18 protein-coding genes are annotated in these 22,232 nt (G+C 62.1%); 4 read left to right on the plus strand and 14 right to left on the minus strand.

Annotation, left to right across the window (positions count from 1 at the left end):
- Window positions 1-277: 277 nt before the first annotated feature.
- A complete protein-coding gene (gene queC, locus ACSZOQ_RS07655) occupies window positions 278-994 on the minus strand; it encodes a 7-cyano-7-deazaguanine synthase QueC (RefSeq protein WP_439925977.1) in 717 nt (238 codons plus the stop codon).
- 134 nt (window positions 995-1,128) lie between these two features.
- Here queC and mazG point away from each other — a divergent pair, with 134 nt between their 5' ends.
- Window positions 1,129-1,950, plus strand: coding sequence for a nucleoside triphosphate pyrophosphohydrolase (mazG, locus tag ACSZOQ_RS07660; RefSeq protein WP_439925381.1), 822 nt, complete (start codon window positions 1,129-1,131; stop codon window positions 1,948-1,950).
- 23 nt (window positions 1,951-1,973) lie between these two features.
- Here the strand turns inward: mazG and ACSZOQ_RS07665 are convergent, their stop codons facing one another.
- The 9 genes from ACSZOQ_RS07665 to dusB form a co-directional block, all read right to left on the minus strand.
- Window positions 1,974-3,416, minus strand: coding sequence for an NAD-dependent succinate-semialdehyde dehydrogenase (locus ACSZOQ_RS07665; RefSeq protein WP_439925979.1), 1,443 nt, complete (start codon window positions 3,414-3,416; stop codon window positions 1,974-1,976).
- A 112-nt stretch (window positions 3,417-3,528) separates the two neighbouring features.
- Window positions 3,529-4,908, minus strand: coding sequence for a GTPase HflX (gene hflX / locus ACSZOQ_RS07670; RefSeq protein ID WP_439925382.1), 1,380 nt, complete (start codon window positions 4,906-4,908; stop codon window positions 3,529-3,531).
- 23 nt (window positions 4,909-4,931) lie between these two features.
- Window positions 4,932-5,180 (minus strand): RNA chaperone Hfq, encoded by a 249-nt coding sequence (gene hfq / locus ACSZOQ_RS07675; RefSeq protein ID WP_439925383.1) that lies wholly within the window; start codon window positions 5,178-5,180, stop codon window positions 4,932-4,934.
- A gap of 187 nt (window positions 5,181-5,367) precedes the next feature.
- Window positions 5,368-6,225, minus strand: coding sequence for a D-amino-acid transaminase (locus tag ACSZOQ_RS07680; RefSeq protein ID WP_439925384.1), 858 nt, complete (start codon window positions 6,223-6,225; stop codon window positions 5,368-5,370).
- Between the two features lie 27 nt (window positions 6,226-6,252).
- On the minus strand, window positions 6,253-7,623 hold the full coding sequence (gene ntrX / locus ACSZOQ_RS07685; protein ID WP_439925385.1) for a nitrogen assimilation response regulator NtrX: 1,371 nt from the start codon (window positions 7,621-7,623) through the stop codon (window positions 6,253-6,255).
- Window positions 7,624-7,640: 17 nt separating this feature from the next.
- Window positions 7,641-9,941: an ATP-binding protein gene (locus ACSZOQ_RS07690; protein WP_439925386.1), complete on the minus strand. Its 2,301-nt coding sequence runs from the start codon at window positions 9,939-9,941 to the stop codon at window positions 7,641-7,643.
- A 195-nt stretch (window positions 9,942-10,136) separates the two neighbouring features.
- Window positions 10,137-11,579: a nitrogen regulation protein NR(I) gene (ntrC, locus tag ACSZOQ_RS07695; RefSeq protein ID WP_439925387.1), complete on the minus strand. Its 1,443-nt coding sequence runs from the start codon at window positions 11,577-11,579 to the stop codon at window positions 10,137-10,139.
- Window positions 11,580-11,588: 9 nt separating this feature from the next.
- A complete protein-coding gene (locus tag ACSZOQ_RS07700) occupies window positions 11,589-12,764 on the minus strand; it encodes a two-component system sensor histidine kinase NtrB (RefSeq protein WP_439925388.1) in 1,176 nt (391 codons plus the stop codon).
- Window positions 12,761-13,810 carry a tRNA dihydrouridine synthase DusB gene (gene dusB / locus ACSZOQ_RS07705; protein WP_439925389.1) on the minus strand — a complete coding sequence of 350 codons (1,050 nt, stop codon included), beginning with the start codon at window positions 13,808-13,810 and terminating at the stop codon, window positions 12,761-12,763. Before dusB ends, ACSZOQ_RS07700 begins: the two co-directional genes overlap by 4 nt.
- Before the next feature lie 221 nt (window positions 13,811-14,031).
- Here dusB and ACSZOQ_RS07710 point away from each other — a divergent pair, with 221 nt between their 5' ends.
- Both ACSZOQ_RS07710 and ACSZOQ_RS07715 read left to right on the plus strand, forming a co-directional pair.
- On the plus strand, window positions 14,032-15,228 hold the full coding sequence (locus ACSZOQ_RS07710; RefSeq protein WP_439925390.1) for a bifunctional 2-C-methyl-D-erythritol 4-phosphate cytidylyltransferase/2-C-methyl-D-erythritol 2,4-cyclodiphosphate synthase: 1,197 nt from the start codon (window positions 14,032-14,034) through the stop codon (window positions 15,226-15,228).
- Between the two features lies 1 nt (window position 15,229).
- Window positions 15,230-15,856, plus strand: a complete 627-nt coding sequence (locus tag ACSZOQ_RS07715; RefSeq protein WP_439925391.1) for a CinA family protein — start codon at window positions 15,230-15,232, stop codon at window positions 15,854-15,856.
- Between the two features lie 12 nt (window positions 15,857-15,868).
- Here ACSZOQ_RS07715 and ACSZOQ_RS07720 read toward each other — a convergent pair whose 3' ends face one another.
- On the minus strand, window positions 15,869-16,336 hold the full coding sequence (locus ACSZOQ_RS07720) for a type II toxin-antitoxin system RatA family toxin (protein ID WP_439925392.1): 468 nt from the start codon (window positions 16,334-16,336) through the stop codon (window positions 15,869-15,871).
- 11 nt (window positions 16,337-16,347) lie between these two features.
- Complete coding sequence (gene lipA, locus ACSZOQ_RS07725) at window positions 16,348-17,307, minus strand: lipoyl synthase (protein WP_439925393.1); 960 nt, start codon at window positions 17,305-17,307, stop codon at window positions 16,348-16,350.
- Between the two features lie 186 nt (window positions 17,308-17,493).
- Here lipA and ACSZOQ_RS07730 point away from each other — a divergent pair, with 186 nt between their 5' ends.
- A complete protein-coding gene (locus tag ACSZOQ_RS07730) occupies window positions 17,494-18,108 on the plus strand; it encodes a DNA-3-methyladenine glycosylase (protein WP_439925394.1) in 615 nt (204 codons plus the stop codon).
- Here the strand turns inward: ACSZOQ_RS07730 and ACSZOQ_RS07735 are convergent.
- Both ACSZOQ_RS07735 and ACSZOQ_RS07740 read right to left on the minus strand, forming a co-directional pair.
- Window positions 18,089-19,255 carry an MFS transporter gene (locus ACSZOQ_RS07735; RefSeq protein ID WP_439925395.1) on the minus strand — a complete coding sequence of 389 codons (1,167 nt, stop codon included), beginning with the start codon at window positions 19,253-19,255 and terminating at the stop codon, window positions 18,089-18,091. The two genes, ACSZOQ_RS07730 and ACSZOQ_RS07735, sit on opposite strands and share 20 nt — an antisense overlap.
- A complete protein-coding gene (locus tag ACSZOQ_RS07740) occupies window positions 19,252-22,110 on the minus strand; it encodes a valine--tRNA ligase (protein WP_439925396.1) in 2,859 nt (952 codons plus the stop codon). Before ACSZOQ_RS07740 ends, ACSZOQ_RS07735 begins: the two co-directional genes overlap by 4 nt.
- Window positions 22,111-22,232: the final 122 nt, after the last annotated feature.

Genomic DNA, 22,232 nt, shown 5'->3' on the forward strand with positions numbered 1-22,232 from the left:
ATCCAAGTCGAAGCATTCGTGCAGGGCGCCCGCTAACAAGTGCACCACGATTAGAAACACGATCACGATCCTGCTGCGCGAGACGCACAGGCGATGGGTTCGATCGTTGGTGGCGGTGAGGGTCAATGGCCTACTTCGTCCCGAGCCAGCAATGTTTGTCTAACACGAGCGCGGGCGTCGTGTCGATTGCTACACTATAACACGTCCGACCTGCGAGACGGATGGCCCGGTCGGCGGCAAGGGCTTCATGCCGCCGTATTCAAGCGCAGCGCTTCCGTCAAACCGCCCGCGCCATGTACTCGCGCCAGCCCTTAGCGCGCAACCGGCACGCCGGGCACTCGCCGCAGCCATAGCCCCAATCGTGCTGCGCACCGCGCTCGCCGAGATAACAGGTGTGCGAGTGTTGGCGTATCAGATCGACCAGCCCTTCCCTGCCAAGTTCATGCGCAAGCGACCAGGTCGCGGCCTTGTCGAGCAGCATCAGCGGCGTGTGCAGCTCGAACTGCCTGTCCATCCCGAGACTGAGCGCGCTCTGCATGGCTTTGATGGTATCGTCGCGACAATCCGGATAGCCGGAATAATCGGTCTCGCACATGCCGCCGACGATATGCGTCATGCCGCGCCGGTAGGCCAGCGCCGCCGCGAATGTCAGGAACACCAGGTTGCGGCCAGGCACGAACGTATTGGGCAAGCCGCCCTCGCCCATTTCGATTGCGACATTGCGCGTCAAGGCGGTGTCGGAAATCTCCGCCAGCGTCGGGATGGCGAGCGTATGGCTCTCACCGAGTTTCTCCGCCCAATCCGGGCGCAGCGATTTCAGGCCGGCGAGCAAGGCGCCGCGGCAGTCGAGTTCGATGGCGTGGCGCTGGCCGTAGTCAAATCCCAGTGTTTCGACGTGCGCAAAGTGTTGCAACGCCCAGGCAAGACAGGTCGCGGAGTCCTGTCCCCCGGAGAACAGCACCAGTGCGGTTCGAGAAGCGGGCTGATTGGCCATGATGATGCCAATAGCATCCATCGGCACCCGCGCCAATCGGCGGGGATTGCGTGGCCGATCGCCTGATTTTTGCTGGGACTGTGGCGCGGCTTCCGGCATAGAGAAAACGAATTTTCCTCGATGCCGGTGAACCGATGACCCCTTCCCGCGATATTTCGCGCCTGATCGAAATCATGGCCCAACTGAGAACGCCCGGCACCGGATGCCCGTGGGATCTCGAACAGACGTTTGCGACCATTGTGCCCTACACTATCGAGGAAGCCTACGAGGTGGCGGACGCGATAGTGCGCAATGATCTGATCGATCTCTGCGACGAGCTCGGCGATTTGCTATTGCAAGTGGTCTTTCACGCTCGCATGGCCGAAGAGCAAGAGGCCTTTTCGTTTGGCGATGTGGTCGAGGCCATCACGCGCAAGATGATCCGCAGACATCCGCATGTGTTCGCCGACAGTTCCGGCACCATCGCGCCATCGGACGTGAAGGGAACATGGGAGCGCATCAAGGCGGAGGAAAAAGCCGAGCGCGCCGCGCGCAAACCGATGAAGGAAGCGCCTACCTCAAGCCTGCTCGCTGGCATCAAGGCCGGACAGCCTGCGCTGGCGCGCGCAATAGCCTTGCAGCAAAAGGCCTCGACGGTTGGGTTCGACTGGAACGATCCCCGGGCCGTGCTCGACAAGATCCGCGAGGAAGCCGACGAGATCGAAGCGGCGCTGGATCATGGCGACAAGTCCGATATCGCGTCCGAGACCGGCGATCTCATGTTCGCGCTGGTCAACCTCGCACGTCATGTCGATGCCGATCCTGAAATCGCGCTGCGCGGAGCCAATGCGAAATTCGAGCGGCGGTTCGCTCATATCGAACAAACGCTTATTGCGAAGGGCCGAACGCTTGAGGATGCGTCTCTTGCCGAGATGGATGCGCTGTGGAACGAGGCCAAGGCGCAGGAAAAGGGTTGAGCATTTCAAGGCGGAAGTGCGGCTTACACACCCGTCTGGCTGATGAACTTGGTGATGAGGTAGGCCTCCATCGCCTCGATGCCGCCCTCAGAACCGTAGCCTGAATCCTTGACGCCTCCGAACGGGTTCTCCGGCAGAGCCAGGCCGACATTGTTGATCGCCACCATGCCGCTCTCGATCGCAGCACCAACCGCCGTCGCGGTCTTGGTCGAGCTGGTGAAGGCGTAGGACGCGAGACCGTACGGCAGGCGGTTCGCCTCCTCCGCGGCCTCGTCGAAGGTCGAGAACGGTGAGATCAGCGCCAGCGGGCCGAACGGCTCCTCGTTCATGGCGCGGGCATCCTTCGGCACATCGATGACCACGGTCGGCTCGAAAAAATAACCCTTGTTGCCGACACGGTGACCGCCGGCGACGAGCTTGCCGCCTTTGCCGACCGCGTCCTGCACGAAGCTCTCGGTGGCGGTCATGCGGCGGGAATTGGCGAGCGCGCCCATCGTTGAATTAGCGTCGAGACCGTTGCCGACCTTGATCGCCTTGGCGGCTTCCGTGAACTTGCCGACAAAATCCTTATAGACCTTGTCCTGCACGAGAAGGCGCGTCGGTGCGATGCAGACCTGGCCGGCGTTACGGAATTTGGCGCCCAGGATGATCTTCGCGGCGCTTGCGATGTCGGCGTCGTTGAATACGATTGCCGGCGCGTGGCCACCGAGTTCCATGGTCGCGCGTTTCATGTGCTGTCCAGCGAGCGCTGCGAGCTGCTTGCCGACCGCGGTCGAGCCCGTGAACGACATTTTCCTGATCACCGGATGCGGGATCAGATATTCGGAGATTTCGGCCGGAACGCCGAATACGAGATTAATCACGCCGTCAGGCACGCCCGCATCAACGAAGGCGCGGAGCAATTCGGCCGGAGACGCCGGTGTTTCTTCGGGCGCCTTGACGATGATCGAGCAGCCGGCAGCAAGCGCGGCGGACAGCTTGCGACAGACCTGATTGATTGGGAAATTCCACGGCGTGAACGCCGCCACCGGGCCGACCGGTTCCTTGATTGCGATCTGGTAGATACCGGGTCCGCGCGCCGGAATCACCCGGCCATAGGCTCGGCGGGATTCTTCTGCGAACCATTCGATGACGTCGGCCGCAAACAGCGTCTCGATCCTGGCTTCAGCGAGAACCTTGCCCTGTTCCATGGTCATCAGCGTTGCGATGTTGTCGGCGCGCTCCCGCATCAAGGCCGCAGCCTTTCGCATGATCTTGGCCCGCTCGAAGGGGGCGACGGCGCGCCAGACCTTGAAACCCTTGTCGGCAGCGGCGAGCGCCTCGTCAAGGTCGGCGTGATCCGCATGAGCCACCGTGCCGATCTGCTCTTCGGTAGCAGGGTTGAGCACGGCGATGGTTTTTCCAGATGCACCGGCACGCCACTTGCCGTCGATCAGCAGCGATGTGTTCTGATAGTTCACGGGCATCTCCTGCGGCTTTCTGCGATTGCTTGCGGCATGGAACAGCGTCGACACCTTGCCGGTCAAGCGCGTCCTGCGCGACCCTGCCTTGCGACGAAGGACGGGATCGCGCAATTCATCAAAGCGGGTGCGGTATCGCGGCGTATCGGCTGATGAGGATGTCGCGTTTGGTCTCGTCGACGCGGACGGTCATGTCGTAACGGCCGTCGTGCAGTTCCTTGGCGAGCACTTCGGAATTGCGGTGCAGCCAGCTGATCGCTGCGCCGTCTGAGGCATCGACCGACAGGTCCAGCGTGGTTCGGGTCGCCGCAAGCCGATCCTCGATCGCCGCCAGCAGCGTATCGAGCCCTTCGCCGGTTTCGGCGGAAACGAGAAAACACGGTACGTCAGTGGAGCGGCGCGCGGCGATGTTTTCCAGATTTTCGCGCTGATCCGCATCGAAGCGATCGATCTTGTTCCAGACTTCGAGAATGCGCGCGCCCTGTCCGGGATCGATGCCGAGCTGACGCAACACAGCCTCGACGTCGTGCTGCTGTGCCTCGGCGTCCTCGTGCGAAATGTCGCGAACATGGAGGATAACGTCCGCCTCCATCACCTCTTCCAGCGTCGCGCGAAACGCCGCGACAAGCTGGGTTGGCAAATTGGATATGAATCCGACGGTATCCGACAGCATGGCCTTGCTGCCGTGCGGCAGCGTCAGTGCACGCAGCGTTGGGTCGAGAGTTGCGAACAGCATGTCGGCGGCCTGGACGTCCGCGCGCGTTATCCGGTTGAACAGCGTCGATTTCCCGGCATTGGTATAGCCGACCAGCGCGACCACGCGATAAGGCACGCGCTGCCGCCCGGCGCGATGCAGCCGGCGTGTCGCCTGCACCTTCTTCAGCTCGTTTTCCAGCCGCGTGATGCGGTCGCCGATCAGGCGGCGGTCGGCCTCGATCTGGGTTTCACCGGGACCACCCATGAAGCCGAAGCCGCCGCGCTGCCGTTCGAGGTGCGTCCAAGACCGCACCAGACGGCTGCGCTGGTAGTTGAGGTGAGCGAGTTCGACCTGAAGCGCGCCTTCTTTCGTCTTGGCGCGGCGCCCGAAAATTTCGAGGATCAGGCCGGTTCGGTCGAGCACCTTTGTGCTCCAGGCCTTTTCCAGATTGCGCTGCTGGATCGGCGACAGCGCGCAATCCATCACCACGAGATCCGCGCCATTGGCGACAATCGGGCCTTTCAATTCCTCGACTTTGCCCTTGCCGAGATATGTCGCTGGCTTGATCTGGGTGACCGGCGCCACGATCGCCTCGGCGACCGCAAGGTCAATCGCGCGCGCGAGGCCGGCGGCTTCATCGAGCCGTGCGTCGGTATCGCGCATGGCATGTCCCGCCTGGGGTGTGTCGGCGCTGCCGCGCCGTAGCCGCAGATAAGGACCGATGACAATCGCCTGCCCGGTCGGTTTGCCCTGCATCGGACCTGTACGGTCGATGCTCCCCTCAGGACGCCGGGGTTCCAATCAGGAAACTCTCAAATATTTGCTCAAAGCGGACCGTCCTCGCCGCCTTCGAACAACTGGATCGGGGCGCCCGGCATAATGGTCGAAATCGCATGTTTGTAGACGAGCTGCGAATGACCATCACGCCTGAGCAGCAGGCAGAAATTGTCGAACCAGGTGACGATTCCCTGCAGTTTGACACCGTTCACCAGAAAGATCGTCAGCGGCGTCTTGGTCTTTCGAACGTGGTTGAGGAAGGTGTCCTGTAGATTTTGTGCGCGGTCTATCGCCATTTTTGTTATCCCGCAGTTTCGCTTTGCGTTTTTTTTAAACCGGACACAGCTCTTTTAGGAGCGTCTCCTGGTCGTCGGGACCCCTCTGAGATCCTCCTCGCGGACCCGGCGACTTTGATTAGAAGGCAGAGCATGGTGTTAGGCAAGCCGGTTCGGACCACAGGTTCGCCTGGATACGCAAAAACTATCAGGAAAATGCTGAAAAACGGTGGAATTCCTCCCGCAGCCGCCTCGCAATACCGCCCGGCTGGCCATTCCCCACCGTCTGGCCGTCGATCGCGACAACGGGCATGACAATCTGCGAGGCCGAGGTCACGAAGGCCTCCGCAGCTTCGTGCGCTTCCGCTAGCGTGAACGGACGTTCCTCCAGCCTGATCTGAAGCGCCTCCATCACCTCCATGAGAACGGCTCGGGTGATGCCAGCAAGAATGCCGTGGTCCGCCGACCGGGTGACGACGCGGCCGTCGTTCGTCACGATCCAGGCGTTGCTCGAGGCACCCTCGGTGATGAATCCGTCGCTACCGACGTACCATGCCTCATAGGCACCCCTCTCCCGCGCTTCCTGTTTTGCCAGCACATTGGGCAGCAACGATACCGATTTGATATCCACCCGCGGCCAACGATTTTCCGGCACGGTGACGACCTTGATGCCTTTAGCGGCGGTTTGCTGGTTTTTCTCGTAATTGAGCGCACGAGCCGTAACGACGACGCTCGGCTTCACCGGATTCGGCGGAAACGCGTGATCGCGTCGCGCCACGCCGCGAGTCACCTGCAGATAAACCAGCCCATAGGTCACGCGGTTGCGCCGCACCACCTCGTGCATGACGATGCCGAGCGCGGACAGCGGCATCGGTTCGGCTATCCGCAATTCGCGCAGCGAGCGCTGCAATCGCGCCATGTGTCGGGGAAAGTCCACCAGCCTTCGGCCGCGCACTTCGCAGACCTCATAAACGCCGTCGGCAAACTGATAGCCGCGGTCCTCGACGTTAACGCTGGCGTCGCGCAGATCGCGATACTGTCCGTTGACATAAGCAATTCGCGACATTCGGCGGGTCCGACCACGAAAGGAATTTTAGTTGACGCCGAGCGCCTTGAGTTTGCGATGCAACGCCGAGCGTTCCATGCCGACGAATTCCGCCGTCCGTGAGATATTGTTGGAGAAGCGGCTGATCTGGGCAATCAGGTAGTCGCGCTCGAACACTTCACGAGCCTCGCGCAACGGTAGGCCCATAATGTGCTCGCCGTTGACGCCAGTCGGCATCGCCGGGACCATCGAGCCAACATCCTGCGGCAGCATATCCGCGGTGATGATCACCTCCGGACCGCCTCCGGCCAGGATCATCACGCGCTCGACGTTGTTACGGAGCTGCCGGACGTTGCCCGGCCAGACGTGCGATTGCAACACGGCCATCGCATCGTCGCCGATCTGGCGCTTGGGCAGCCCGCTCGTGGTCGAGATATGGTCCATGAAAAATTCGATCAGTTCGGGAATGTCCTCACGGCGTTCGGAGAGTGGAGGAACGCGGATCGGCACGACCGACAACCGATGATAAAGATCTTCGCGGAAACGGCCTGCGGCGATTTCCTCTTCCAGATTGCGCGCTGTCGACGAAATGATGCGCACGTCGACCTTAATCTTGGCAACTCCGCCGGAGCGCTGGAAGGTTTGGTCGACCAGGACGCGCATGATCTTGTTTTGAGTCTCGCGCGGCATATCACCGATCTCGTCGATGAACAGCGTCCCGCCGTGCGCCTCTTCCAGGGCTCCTGCCTTGCGCGGCTGCTGACCGTCAGTCTGCTCGACACCGAACAGTTCGAACTCCATTCGTTCCGGCGTAATCGCTGCGGCATTGATGACGACGAACGGTCCCTCCGAGCGACTCGACTGGTTGTGAAGTGTTCGCGCGGCCAGTTCCTTGCCGGATCCGGACGGACCCACGATCATGATGCGGCTGTTGGCTTTCGCTGCACGCTCAATGGTCTGCCGAAGCTGGTTCATGCATGGCGAACGGCCGACCAGCGAGCCGGCCGATGGCGCGAGCTGCTTCAATTCCCTGACTTCACGCTTGAGACGGGAAGTTTCGAGCGCACGCGTCGCCACCAGAATCAAGCGATCGGACTTGAACGGTTTTTCAATGAAGTCATAGGCACCGCGTTTGATCGCCGCAACAGCCGTTTCGATATTGCCGTGGCCGGAGATCATGACCACCGGCGTCTCGGGGCTGTCCTGCTTGATCATCTCGAGCAGTTGCAGCCCGTCAAGTTTGCTGCCTTGCAGCCAGATATCCAGAAAGACCATGTGCGGGCGGCGGCTTGAAACTTCCGCAAGTGCTTCATCGCTGTTGCGCGCGGTTCGGGTCGTAAAACCCTCGTCTTCCAGGATGCCTGCAACGAGGTCGCGAATATCGGCCTCGTCGTCCACTATCAGAATGTCGTGTGCCATGGATTGGATCCGCCTAGTCAGTTGCCGGTTGCAACTTCTGTTTTCGCTTTGTCGCCGGTCAAGGCGTCGTCGTTAGTCGCTCCGTCGCGCCCTTTAGTTTCGATATCCGCGCGCCCGGACACGGCGAATCGCAATCGCATCCAGGCCCCGCGTGCGCCCGGTCTTATGGCGGAGGCGTCGTTGAGTTCGAGCTTTCCGCCATGGTCTTCCAGCACGCGCCCAACGATCGCAAGACCGAGGCCAGTGCCCTTTTCGCGGGTTGTGACATAGGGCTCCAGGAGCCGCGCTCGTGCAACTTTCGGCAGGCCGATGCCGTTGTCGATCACGTCGATGACGACGTCGTCGCCGTCCCGCGCGGCAATGACCTCGATCCGGCCTTTTCCGAGCGTTTCCGGGGGCACGGCCTCGATAGCTTCGGTCGCGTTCTTGATGATATTAGTCAGCGCCTGCGAGATCAGCCGCCGGTCAAACTGGGCGCGCATCGGGTCGTGCCTGATGTCGGCTTCGATATCGATTTCGGGATGTCCGACACGCATGAGGAAAACCGTCTGGCGAACCGTATCGGCGACGTCCTCTCCTTCCATCACTGGCTTCGGCATCCGCGCAAAACGCGAGAACTCGTCGACCATCCGTCTGATATCCTCGACCTGGCGCACAATCGTATCGGTGCACTGCTCGAAGATCGGCTTGTCTTCGGTGATCGCCTTGCCGAATTTGCGGCGAATGCGCTCGGCCGAGAGCTGGATCGGTGTCAACGGATTCTTGATTTCATGCGCGATTCGCCGAGCCACGTCGCCCCACGCTGACGTGCGCTGCGCGGTTACAAGTTCGGTGATATCGTCCAGCGTGACAATATAGCTGTCGCGCGATTGACTGGTTTGCTCAGCGCTGACACGCACCGAGAGGTTGCGCTCGTTGTCGTCTCGATTGATCGTGATCTGCCCCTGCACCAGTCGTTGAGTCCCCTCCCTCGCCGACCGCATAAGGTCGTTCAATTCCGGGATCACTTCGGACAGCGGACGCCCCAGCGTTTCCGATTCGGAGTGACCGATCAATTTCTCGGCCGAGCGGTTGAGAACGCCGATCGTGTTGGCGCCGTCGACGCCAATGATGCCTGCGCTCGCCGACGACAGGACGGCTTCGATAAAGCGGCGCCGGCTGTCGATCAGGCCACTCGCGTTGACGAGTTCATCGCGTTGCGCGCGCAACTCGGCCGTCATCTTGTTGAAGGTTTCGCCGAGCTGGCCAAGATCTCCTTCGGATTTCAGGACGGGCACCTGCACGTTCAAGTCGCCAGTGGACACGAGGTTGGCCGCGTTCATCAAGCGACGGACGGGTGCGACGAACCGGTCCGCGAAGTTCAGGCCCAGCAAAACCGAGGCCATCAGGATTGTTAGAGCAATCACGGCGAACATCAGCGCAAAGGCAACCTGGATGCCAAGGCGACGCGCCTCGATGGTGGCGTATTCGGCCACGCTCGCCTCGGTCTGCTTTAATTGGGCGACCACATGGGGATCGAGCAGGCGCGCCACATAAAGGAATTTATCGTCGAAGGCGCGTAGACGGATGACAGCGGCGACGTAGTTTGCCTCCGGGAATACCGCGATCTGCGGTTCGTCCTCCCCCACATTTTTGAGGAAGTCCGGGTTGGGCGTGGTGTAGGTCCGCTCGATGCCGGTTTGTGCTGACACGAGCGCATTGCCGTCCTTGTCGATCAGCATCGCGCCCGGCAGGTTGCGAGCCTTCGCGTTCGAGGTCAGGAGCTGGATAAATGTCACGCGATCCTGATCGTACAGGGGGCGTGCGTTGGAGATGTCGTTGGCCATGCCCAGGATATCGCCGCGAATGAGCTGAGCATGCTCGTGCAGATAGGCGTTGGCGACAATCAGCGAGTTCTGGATAACCTCCTTTGTCGGGCCCGAAAACAGGCGATCGAGGCCGCGATCGATGGTGATGTTGGCCACGACCGAGACCAGCACTGCCGGTAGCACCGCGATCACCGAGAATAGACTGACAATCTGAACGTGAAGCTTTGCGGCTGCGCGACCACGCCGACGGGCCTGAACCACCCGCCAGACCTCGCGGGCGATAATGCCGACGAGCAGGAGGATGGCGGCGGCATCGATCAGCAGAAACGCAATGACGACCCGATGGGTCGGCTCGATCGGCGTGAGGCCAACCAGGACGACGAAGGTCAGGAACGCCGAGAGCAGCGCCAGGCCGATCGCAACCGGCGCCAGCAGCCGGCGCAGGGTCCAGCCGCGCGGCTCGGCGACTGACGGATCGTGGGATGGGGCCGGCGTGTCTGCGCTAGTCATCCGGGGAAATGGTTGAGCGTTTGAGGCTGCTGGCTAATCGGCCGATACCCGATAGCAAACTGATGCATTCCTACAACAATGTTGCGCAATTGAGACATTTCCGCGGCGCGGACCATCGCGCGGAACGCTTGAACTTCGCATAAATCACCGATTCGGTCTGAAAAACCGTGGAAAACCGATTGGATGCGGCGGCTGCTATCCTCCGGTCCGGTAGACCTGGACGTCCAGATCGCGGATTTTTTTGCGTAGTGTGTTGCGGTTCAAACCCAAAAGGTCGGCTGCCCGAATCTGATTGCCGCGGGTCGCGGCTAGCGCCGCGGTGAGGAGCGGGACCTCGATCTCCCTGAGAACGCGGTGGTACAGGCCCGGCGGCGGGACACCATTCGGAGAGCCCGAAAATAGCGACGACAGGTACATCTCGACGGCGCCGCCAAGGCTGTCGACACCTTGCTGTCCGCTGCGTCCGGAGACGACCGGAGGAGCCGTAAGTTCGCCATCGATCACCGGGCCGGTGATGACGTCCTGCGGGTACAGCGCCGCGAGCCTGCGCGCCAGATTTTCCAGTTCTCGGACGTTGCCGGGCCAGCGATGTCGTTTCAAGCGCTCGAGCGCAAGCGCATCGAGCTTTTTGGGCGGCAGCCCGTCCTTTTCGGCCAGGGCGAAGAAGTGCCTGATCAAATCGGGCAGATCCTCGATGCGTTCGCGTAGCGGCGGTAGCCGCAGCGGCACCACGTTGAGGCGGAAGAACAGGTCTTCGCGAAACAGCCCTTGCTGAATCAGGATCCGGAGGTCCTTGTTGCTCGCTGCGACAATGCGGACATCGGTCTTGATCGCCGTTCGCCCGCCGACGGTGGTATATTCGCCCTGCTGAAGCACGCGCAGCAGGCGCGTCTGCGCCTCCATCGGCATGTCGCCGATTTCGTCGAGGAACAAGGTCCCACCTTCGGCCTGTTCGAAACGGCCGGAGGCGCGGGTGTTGGCGCCCGTGAAGGCGCCGCGCTCGTGACCGAACAATTCTGACTCAATGAGATCGCGGGGGATCGCTGCCATGTTGACCGCGACGAACGGGCCGTTGCGTCGCTTGCCGTATTCGTGAAGCGCGCGCGCGACCAGTTCCTTGCCGGTGCCGGATTCGCCCGAAATCATCACGGTCAGGTCGGTCTGCATCAGCCGTGCCAGCACGCGATAGATTTCCTGCATGGCCGGCGAACGTCCGATCAACGGAATGGAATCAAATTCGTTCTCGCCGCTGCGACTGGCTGCACGCTCCTTGGGCTCGGCGAGCGCGCGGCCAACAATGGCGACCAGTTCCTTAAGGTCGAAAGGTTTCGGGAGGTATTCATACGCACCACGCTCGGAGGCGCGGATCGCCGTCATGAAGGTGTTTTGCGCGCTCATCACGATGACCGGCAGGTTCGGGCGCATCTTCTTGATGCGCGGCAGCAGATCGAAGGCGCTCTCGTCCGGCATCACGACGTCGGTGATGACGATATCCCCCTCGCCCTGACTGACCCATCGCCACAGCGTCGCTGCATTGCCGGTGAGGCGTACTTCATATCCTGCGCGCGACAGCGCCTGATTGAGCACCGTGCGGATGGCCGCGTCATCGTCCGCGACAAGTATGTTGGCTGCAGGCATTTTTCGTCCTCATCCTGGATCGCGCGAGGCATGTGACGGCGTCTCCGGCACGGCGACATCGTCGCTTTGTCGGCGTTTTGGGCTGGTGTCGAACATCGGAAGCAGGACGCGGAAGGTGGTCTTGCGCGGCTGCGATTCGCACTCGACGATGCCGCCGTGATCGCGGACGATCTTGGCGACCAGTGCGAGTCCGAGTCCGCTTCCGGTCGGCTTCGTGGTTACGAAAGGGTCGAACAGGTTTGGCAGCAAATCCTCCGCCACGCCGGGACCATTATCCTTGACGCAAAATTCCAGCGGCAGAGACACCCGCGATTTCTTGCCCGGTACGGAAAGACGGAGACCGGGGCGGAATGCGGTCGTAAACTGGATTTCTCCCTCGCCTCCGAGAGCAGCGACGGCTTCGGCGGCATTTTTGACGAGGTTCAGAAAGACCTGAATCAATTGATCCCGATCGGCCAGGACCGGCGGGAGCGACGGATCGTAGTCCTCAATAAATCTGGCGTCTCGCGCGAAGCCGGACTGCGCGAGCCGTTTGACGTGATCGAGCACCGAGTGAATGTTGACCGGACCGCGCGTCACCGGACGTTCGTCGCCGAACACTTCCATGCGGTCGACCAGCGTAACGATGCGGTCCGCTTCGTTGCAAATCAGCTGGGTCAGCATCCGGTCTTCCGACGATGCTCCCTGCTCGAGAAGCTGCGCCGCACCACGAATGCCGGACAGCGGATTCTTGATCTCGTGCGCAAGCATGGCCGCGAGCGCGGTTACCGAGCGCGCCGCGCTGCGATGGGTCAACTGCCGATCCATCTTGTCCGCAATGGTACGCAACTGAATCATCACCACGACGTGGCCGGGCCGTTCCGTCAGCGGCGCGACGTGCAGGTCGACCTGGCGATCTCGGCCGATCCGCGGCGTGCCGAGATCGACCCTGAATTCGTTCACGGGAGAGCCGGTGTTCCGAACCTGATCGATCAGCGTCAGCAGCGGACTGCCAAATGGGACGACTTCCTTCAACGGTTGCCGCTGCAAAAACTGCGCCGACATTTCAAAGAAGGACTCCGCAGCAGTGTTGGCGTCGACGATCCTGCCGTCAGGCGCGACCAACAGCACCGGGTTTGGCAGCGCATTGAGAACCGCCTCGCCGTCAGAGAGCGCGATATGTGAGCGTTCCGCGAGCGATGTCATGCTGCGGCACTCCACGCAAAATCCTCGAATGCATCCACCAGAGATTGCTGCACGCCGGCGGGATCGTCGGCCGTCAGAATTTTTCCCCGCCACGTCTTGAGGACCGATGGCGGGACGCAGCCGGCCGCTGCCGCAACCTCAAGCGCCCAGCCGAGATGTTTCCGCGCATGACGAAGTCCGATGCGCAGGCCGTAGTGTTGAAGTAGGTCGTCGTAGAGCGCGCGGATGTACGCCAACTGGTCCGCGAGCGAGGGAGGAGGTTCCGCGATACCTGTTTCGAGCCGGCGTCCAATCTGACCCGGCATCCAGGGCTGCCCCTGCGCGCCACGCCCAACCATGACGGCATCGGCGCCCGACGCCTCCAGCGCCGCGACAGCAGCTTCGAAGGACGTAATGTCGCCATTGACCACGACGGGAATGTGGACCGCCTCTTTCACTGCTCGCACCGCCTGCCAGTCGGCGCGGCCCTTGTAGAACTGACATCGCGTGCGACCGTGAACGGTCATCATCTGCACGCCCGCGGACTCAGCGCGCTGCGCCAGCGCCGGCGCATTGAGCGAGCGGTCGTCCCATCCGAGCCGTATCTTGAGCGTGACCGGCACCTTCACAGCGCCGACCGTCGCCTCGATCAACCGCAGGGCATGGTCGAGATCGCGCATCAGCGCCGAACCCGACTGGCCGCCTGTCACGTGGCGGGCGGGACATCCCATGTTGATGTCGATGATGTCGGCGCCCGCAGCTTCGGCGATCCGCGCGCCCTCCTCCATCCAGTGGCTTTCGCAGCCGGCAAGCTGAACGACATGCGGTCCGCCGCCCGTGGCTTCGCAACGGAGCACCGACATGGGCCGCCCGCGGACAAGATCGTCACTGGCCGTCATTTCCGAGACGACGAGCCCGGCTCCCAGCTCTTCGGCAAGGCCTCGAAAAGGCCGATCGGTGATCCCCGACATCGGCGCCAGAAGAACCCGGCTGGCGATCGGAATGTCCCCAACAGTGAATGGCCCGAGACCTGATGATGGCGCCGGACCGGTCGGGTTCGTGCTCATGGTCCAAACTGCTCCGTCGCAGCTATTCTGAAATGATAAGCTTATTTATTAGGCAAAACTGATCGATGCCTACACCGTAGCCAGTTTTTGGCATCATGCAAGTGCGCCGCAACACAAATATTGCCTCCAGCTCCTGTCGAATCCTGCTGTTTTTGTTCCGAGCATGATAAGGGCAGTGACGCCGAGCCTTTTAACAACCTTGTTCGTTCTCACCGATTCCCATGCCGACCTCAAAACGTACCGCAGCCATCATTGTTGCCGCAGGTCGCGGGCTCCGCGCCGGCGCCGGCGGTCCCAAGCAATACCGAACCATTGGCGGACGAACCGTGATTTCGCGGGCCATGGAGGCGTTCTGTAGTCATCCCGACGTCTTCGCCGTCCAGCCGGTGCTCAATCCGGATGATATCGACATGTTCAATCAGGCCGTCGCCGGGTTTCGATATCGGCTGCCAACGAATGGCGGCGCCACGCGCCAGGCCTCCGTTCACGCCGGCCTCGAGGCTCTCGCCGCTGATGCACCGGACATCGTGCTGATTCACGACGCTGCCCGGCCGTTCGCGACACCGGCGCTGATCAGGCGTGCGATCGACGCCACCGATATGACCGGCGCGGCCGTGCCAGTAATTCCCGTGACCGATACCATCAAGCAGGTCGATGCTTCCGGCGCCGTCAATGCGACTCCGGATCGTGCAACTTTGCGGATCGCGCAAACGCCGCAGGCGTTCCGTTTCGATGTAATCCTCGACGCCCATCGCCGCGCGGCGCGCGACGGCCGCGACGATTTCACTGACGACGCTGCGCTTGCCGAGTGGGTGGGATTGACGGTTGCGACATTTGAAGGCGATGCTGCCAACATGAAACTGACAACTCCGGAAGATTTCGTGCGCGAGGAAGCGCGCCTCGCGGCTGCGCTCGGCGACGTCCGGACCGGCACCGGCTACGACGTCCATGCCTTCAGTGACGGCGACCACATCATGCTGTGCGGCGTCCGGGTGCCGCACAACCGCGGTTTCCTCGCCCACTCCGATGGCGACGTCGGCCTGCACGCGCTGGTCGATGCCATTCTAGGTGCTCTGGCGGACGGCGATATCGGCTCGCATTTCCCCCCGAGCGATCCACAGTGGAAGGGCGCGGCTTCCGACAAATTCCTGAAGTACGCTGTCGATCGCGTCACGTCGCGCGGCGGCCGCATCGCCAATCTCGAAGTTACGATGATCTGCGAGCGGCCCAAGGTCGGCCCGTTGCGCGATGCGATGCGCGCGCGTATCTCGGACATCACAGGCGTCGCCATCTCGCGCATCGCCGTAAAGGCGACCACCAGCGAGCGGCTCGGCTTCACCGGGCGCGAGGAAGGAATCGCGGCGACAGCCAGCGCGACCGTCCGTCTGCCTTGGGACGAAAAGGGCTGGAGTACCTGACATGAGCGGCAGCGATACTCGCGCTCTCTCGCGTTCGCTGCTCGACCTTTGCCGGATGCGCAAGCTTACGATCGCAACGGCCGAATCCTGCACCGGCGGGCTGGTCGCCGGTGCGCTGACCGATATTCCTGGCGCCTCGGACGTGATCGATCGCGGTTTCGTCACCTATTCCAATGAGGCCAAGCGCGCGATGTTGGGCGTCAAGGCCAGCACGCTCGACAGTTTTGGTGCGGTCAGCAAGGAAACCGCAACCGCCATGGCGGTCGGCGCGCTGGAACGCGCCGGCACCGATCTGGCCGTCGCCATCACCGGCATCGCGGGTCCCGGCGGCGCGACACCGGGCAAACCCGTCGGTCTCGTTCATTTCGCAGTCGCCGCACGTGACGGCCGCTTGAGCCATCGCGAAAGCCGCTTTGGCGCGATCGGCCGCAGCGCGGTGCGGCAACGTTCGGTCGTTGAAGCCCTGCGGATGCTGATCGAGATGGCGCGGGGCCCGAAGCCGCCCGCGAAAGTCCGGCGCGAAAGCGTCAGCCGCCTGCGACCGCGAACGGCGCGGGCGCCCTTGCGTCGCGCGACCGAGCGGCGCCGGACCGGCGGACCGCTGAAGCCCTCTCCGAAGAAAACCTGAGACGACGTCGCGTTATTTCCAGGTATGCGGCGGACCATAGACGACGTCCGCGCGCTTCTCGAAAGCCGCTGCGAAACGCTGGAACGCTGCGTCGAACATTGCGCCCATCAGCATCGCCAGCATCCGGCTCTTGAAGTCATAGGTGATGAAAAACCCGACGTCGCATGCCCGATCTGCCTTCTGCTCGAAGGTCCAGCGGTTTTCCATATGACTGAACGGCCCCCGCAGATATTCGACAAGAATTTTGAGATTCGGCCGATCCAGCGTCACCTTGCTCGTAAACGTCTCGCGCACCAATTTGAATGATACAGTCATATCGGCAACGACGACTTCCTTGCCGTCGGCTGCAGGCGTACGCTGGCGCACCTTCAGTGATTGACATAGCGGCACGAACTCCGGATAGCGCTCAACATCCGCGACGAGATCGAACATCTGGTCCGAACTGTATTGCACGCGGCGCTTGCTGGAGAACGTCGGCATCCCGGTGAAGCTTACCGCGACAACTTCGCGCGCGCGGCCTGCAACTTCGCAAAATCCTCGCCCGCGTGATGCGACGAGCGGGTGAGAGGGCTCGCCGATACCATCAGAAAACCCTTGGTGTAGGCGACGGTCTCGTGGCCGGAAAACTCCTCGGGCGTCACGTAGCGTATCACGGCATGATGCTTGCGGGTCGGCTGCAGGTACTGCCCGATGGTGAGAAAGTCGACATCCGCCGAGCGCAGGTCGTCCATCACCTGCAAGACTTCGTGACGCTCCTCGCCGAGTCCGACCATGATCCCCGACTTGGTGAAGATCGTCGGGTCGATCTCTTTCACCCGTTGCAACAGGCGGATGGAGTGGAAATAGCGCGCGCCGGGCCGTACCGTGAGATAACGCGATGGCACGGTTTCGAGGTTGTGGTTGAAAACGTCGGGCTTCGCCGCCACGACCTTTTCCAGCGCACCGTCCTTGCGGAGGAAATCCGGTGTCAGGATCTCGATGGTGGTGGTCGGGCAGCGCTCGCGGATCGCACGAATGGTCTGCACGAAATGTTCGGCGCCGCCGTCGTCGAGATCGTCGCGGTCGACCGATGTCACCACGACATGCGCCAGGCCCAGCTTGCGGGTTGCCTCGGCTACATATTCGGGTTCCGAGGCTTCCAGCGCGCCCGGCATTCCGGTCTTGACGTTGCAAAAGGCGCAGGCGCGGGTGCAGGTGTCGCCCATGATCATGAAGGTGGCGTGCTTCTTGTCCCAGCACTCGCCGATGTTCGGGCAGCCCGCCTCCTCGCACACCGTGACGAGACCGTTCTCCTTGACGATCCGCCGCGTCTCCGCATAGCCGCGCGTGTTCGGCGCGCGCACGCGAATCCAGTCCGGCTTCGGCGGCGACGGCGCGTCGGGCCGGTTGACCTTTTCCGGATGGCGAGGCCGGATGGGATTGGCAGAAACGGTATCGAGGACGACGACCATGAATGATCCGCTGTGCAGGAGACTCTCAACCAATAACTTGCGCGTATTCTGATCGCAAAACCGGTATCCACTTTTGCGGAATACGCGCTAGGTAATCCGCCCGACGCAGGGCTGCAACCCGCTTCGCCAGATCAGTCATATATGTAACATATCCCATAGCGCCCCGCCTGCCCCGATTGCCGCCTGATGACTCCAATCGCGCCATCTGACATCCCGGACCCACCTGGCACCCCGCTCAAACGCTCGTTTTTCGGGCGCAGCGTGCATGACGTCGCGCCCGATCTGATCGGCGCCACGCTGCTGGTGGAGGGGGTCGGCGGCATCATCGTCGAGGTGGAGGCCTATCACCATACCGAGCCGGCGGCGCATTCCCATCGCGGACCGACGGCGCGGAACATGGTAATGTTCGGCCCGCCCGGATTCGTCTACGTCTATCGCTCCTACGGCATCCACTGGTGCGTGAACTTCGTGTGCGAAAAGGATGGCTCCGCCGCCGCGGTTCTGATCCGCGCGCTGCAACCGACCCACGGCATTCCGACGATGCGGCGGCGCCGCAGGCTGCACGAGGAGCGTCTATTGTGTTCGGGGCCTGGCAAACTGTGCGAGGCGCTCGGCATATCGATTGCGCACAACGCACTGCCGATCGATGCGCCGCCGATCGCGGTCTATCGGCGCACAAGCGAGGTTGAAGTCGTTGCCGGCGTGCGCATCGGAATCACCAAGGCCGCCGACCTACCATGGCGATACGGATTGAAGGGATCGAAATTCCTGAGCAAGCCGTTCAGGAGCGCTGCGTCCTGAAATCGATTGCGAGCGGCAGCACGACCATCGGTATGACGGCAAGACCGATCGGCACAAACGCGAAGGCGGCATTCCCCGTGATATCCCAGACCATTCCGCTGACAATCGAGATCAGCATCGCAATGCCGTAGCCGATGGTGAACATCCCGGCCGACTTGCGGGGCACGTCATCGGGAGCCACCAGCAGCGCCGGCAGCGTCAGCACAAGAGTCAGGCCGACGGCACAGGTGAAGCCCACCAGCGCCGCGGCGCATACGATTCCCCACAGGCTTGTGGTCGTCGCGACCCCGACGACAGCAAGCAAGCCCAATACGCCGCAAAGAATCAGCGGCCACCTTCTCCGCTCAAGACGGCTGGCGGCGACCATCAGAAGGATCGATCCCGGCAACTGCCCGAGATTGAGCGCCGACAGCGCCGGCTGGATCAGTTCGGTATGGCCGGTTTGGAGCAGCAGGCCGGGCAGGAATGCATTCGTGCAGAAATAAAGCTGGTTGTTCGCGCTGGCGACGAGACCGACTTTCCAGAGCAGTGGATCGCGCCAGTCCGGCATCCAGCGACGGTGCTGGACTGACACGCCTTCCCCGCTTGGCCGCGCGAGGAAGACAACCAGCGCGATCGCTGCCGACGCAACCGACCAGAGTTCGAGGCTTGCGCGCCACCCGCCTCCCAGCAGGGGTACGACCAACACCGCGAGCACGACCGGAAAGATTTCGCCGCACAGCAATCCGTTGGTGTAGACGGCCGTGGCGAAACCGATCCGGCGCGGAACCCATTGCCGCACCAACGGTGGCAGCGCCGGCTGCATCACGGCTACGCCCGCTGCCATCACCGCGGTCGCGGCGAACAGGGTCATGGCGTCGATGGCGAAGCCGCGCAGCGCCGATCCGACTGAGGCAATCAGGAGGCCGACCACGAGCGCCTTGACGGCGCCGACGCGAGCGATCAGCAGCGATCCTGGAACCGCGATCAGCGCGAACAGGCTGACCGGAATGGCGTTGAGAATCCCGACCTCGGTTCCGGACAGCGCAAGATCCGAGATAATCACCGCCAGAACCGGCGGCACGGCAAGGATCGTGAGCCGCAGCCCGACACCTCCGAGCCAAAGCAAACTCAACGGACGCAGCGATGACGGCTGCGCAGCGCTCACTCAGCAGCCTTCAAACGCTCCAGCGCCTCGACGAACTTTGCCTTGCGCGCAATTGCGGTTTCCCGCTTCTCCTTTTCATCCTCGACAATCTCTTCCGGCGCGTTGGCGACGAAATTCTCATTGGCGAGTTTGAGGTCGACGCGATTGATGTCCGCATCGGCTTTGGCGATTTCCTTGCCCAAACGTGCCCGCTCGGCGGCAAGATCGATGATGCCTTTCAACGGCAGCGCGGCGACTTCGCCGCGGATCAGCAGTTGAATGGCGCCTTCCGGCGCACGGTCCGCAAATGAGATGTCCGCGAGCCGGGACATTCGCTTGACGACGTCGTTCCAGCGCTGTGCCCGCGCCTTGCTCTCGGCGGATGCGCCTGCGAGCACCAGCGGCGTCAGCGTAGCGGGCGGAATATTCATTTCCGCGCGGACCGAGCGGATGGCCGTGACCAGATCGACCACCCAGCCGATCTCGGCCTCGGCTGCGTCGTCGCGGAAATAAGGCTCAGACGGATCGGCATGCGGCTCTGGCTCGGCAAAGGGATCTGCGGCCGCGATTAATGCATCCTGCTCGCCGGCGAGATCGGCCTTGATCGACCATGGGCTCAGCGTCAGCAGTTGTGTCCGTGTCGATGTCACGGCCCACAATTCCTCGGTGAGGAACGGCATGAACGGATGCAAAAGCTTCAGGATTTCATCGCGCGCCCAGGCGATCATGGCACGGGTCTCGGACTTGGCGGGACCGTCCTCGCCCATTATCACGGGCTTTGCGAGCTCGAGATACCAATCGCAGTAGACATTCCACACGAAGCGGTAGATTTCACCGGCGGCGTCATTGAAACGATAGGATTCGATGGCCGCGGTGACCTCGCTGGTGGCGCGCGCGGTCTCATGAACGATCCATCGGTTAAGCGTTTCTTTCGCGACGGTCGGATCGAACTGCGCAGGAACGACACAATCGTTCATTTCCGCGAAACGACAGGCGTTCCAGAGTTTGGTTGCAAAATTGCGATAGCCTTCGACCCGCTGCGACGACAGCTTGATGTCGCGGCCCTGCGCCGCCATCGCCGCAAGAGTGAAGCGCAGCGCATCAGCACCGTATTTGTCGATCAGATGCAAGGGATCGATGACGTTGCCCTTCGACTTCGACATCTTGGCGCCGTTCTCGTCGCGGACGAGCGCGTGGATGTAAACCGTCGAGAACGGCGCTTCCTTCATGAAGTAGATGCCCATCATCATCATCCGGGCGACCCAGAAGAAGATGATGTCAAAACCAGTGACCAGCACGTTGGTCGGGTAGTAGCGCTTCAACTCCGGCGTCTCGTCTGGCCAGCCGAGCGTCGAAAACGGCCACAGCGCCGAGGAGAACCAGGTGTCGAGCACGTCTTCGTCGCGCGTGATATACCCATCACGCTTTGCCGGATCGCGCGCCATTTCGGCGCCCTCATCCACGGTGAGGATACCCTGCTCGACGTAATAGCCGAGCGCATGGCCGACTGCTTCGTCCTCTGTCTCTGCGACAAAGACCTTGCCGTCCGGACCGTACCATGCCGGAATCTGGTGACCCCACCAGAGCTGGCGCGAGATGCACCACGGCTGGATGTTCTCCATCCACTCGAAGTAGGTCTTCTCCCAGTTCTTCGGCACGAATGTCGTATCACCCGAACGCACGGCTGCCATCGCCGGCTGCGCCAGCTCCTTGGCGTCGACGTACCATTGATCCGTCAGGTAGGGTTCGATGACAGCGCCGGAGCGGTCACCGTGCGGCACCATGTGCGCGTGCGGCTCGACCTTGTCGAGGAAACCGAAGTCTTCGAGACGTGCGACGATTGCCTTGCGCGCGGCGAAACGGTCGGTGCCGTGAAGCTCCTCGGCCAGCATCAACGCGCCTTCGGGCAGGCCGCGCAGATAATCCTCGTTGTCGGATAGCGTCAGCCGACCTTCCCGATCGAGCACGCCGATCTGCGGCAGGCGGTGGCGCTTTCCGACCTCGAAGTCGTTGAAGTCGTGGGCGGGGGTGATCTTGACCGCGCCGGTCCCCTTTTCCGGATCGGCATAGTCGTCGCCGACGATCGGAATGATGCGGCCAACCAGCGGCACCACGACGTTGCGGCCGATCAGGTGCTCAAGCTTCTCGTTGTCCGGATGCACGGCGACGGCAGTATCGCCCAGCATGGTCTCCGGCCGCGTGGTGGCGACGACGATATAGGTCGAAGGATCGTCCGGATTGAAGTTCGTGCCCTCGATCGGGTAACGCAGATGCCAGAGGCTGCCTTTGACCTCGATCTGTTTTACCTCGAGGTCGGAAATCGCGGTGAGCAGTTTCGGGTCCCAGTTGACCAGCCGCTTGTCCTTGTAGATCAAGCCCGCACGGTGCAGTTCGACGAACACCTTGGCGACCGCGCGCGACAGACCTTCGTCCATGGTGAAGCGCTCACGCGACCAGTCGCAGGAGGCCCCTAACCGCTTCAACTGGTTGACGATGACGCCGCCGCTCTCCGCCTTCCACTGCCAGACCCGCTCGAGAAATTTGGCGCGGCCCATGTCGCGGCGGCCTGGTTCCTGCCGCTCCATCAACTGCCGCTCTACCACCATTTGTGTGGCAATGCCGGCGTGATCGGTGCCGGGCTGCCACAGCACGTCGCGGCCGCGCATCCGCTCGAAGCGGCACAACACGTCCTGCAACGTATTGTTGAGCGCGTGACCCATGTGCAACGAGCCGGTGACGTTCGGTGGCGGGATGACGATCGTGAATGGTTCGGCGTCGCGGCGCTCTGCCCGCCCGGCTTTGAACGCGCCGGCCTCTTCCCAGATACGGGACATACGGCTTTCAATATCAGCAGGCTGGTAGGTCTTTTCGATCATGGCGATGCAATCACAGTCGGGGCAATTTCAGCCGAACGCGCAAAATGAAGGATGTCTGAGCGCTAAAAGCCTGTCAGCGCGCGCCAAGTCAACAGACCGCCGAATAAACCGGCCCAAGGGCG

The sequence above is a fragment of the Nitrobacter sp. JJSN genome (genome assembly GCF_051912485.1).
GTDB lineage: Bacteria > Pseudomonadota > Alphaproteobacteria > Rhizobiales > Xanthobacteraceae > Nitrobacter.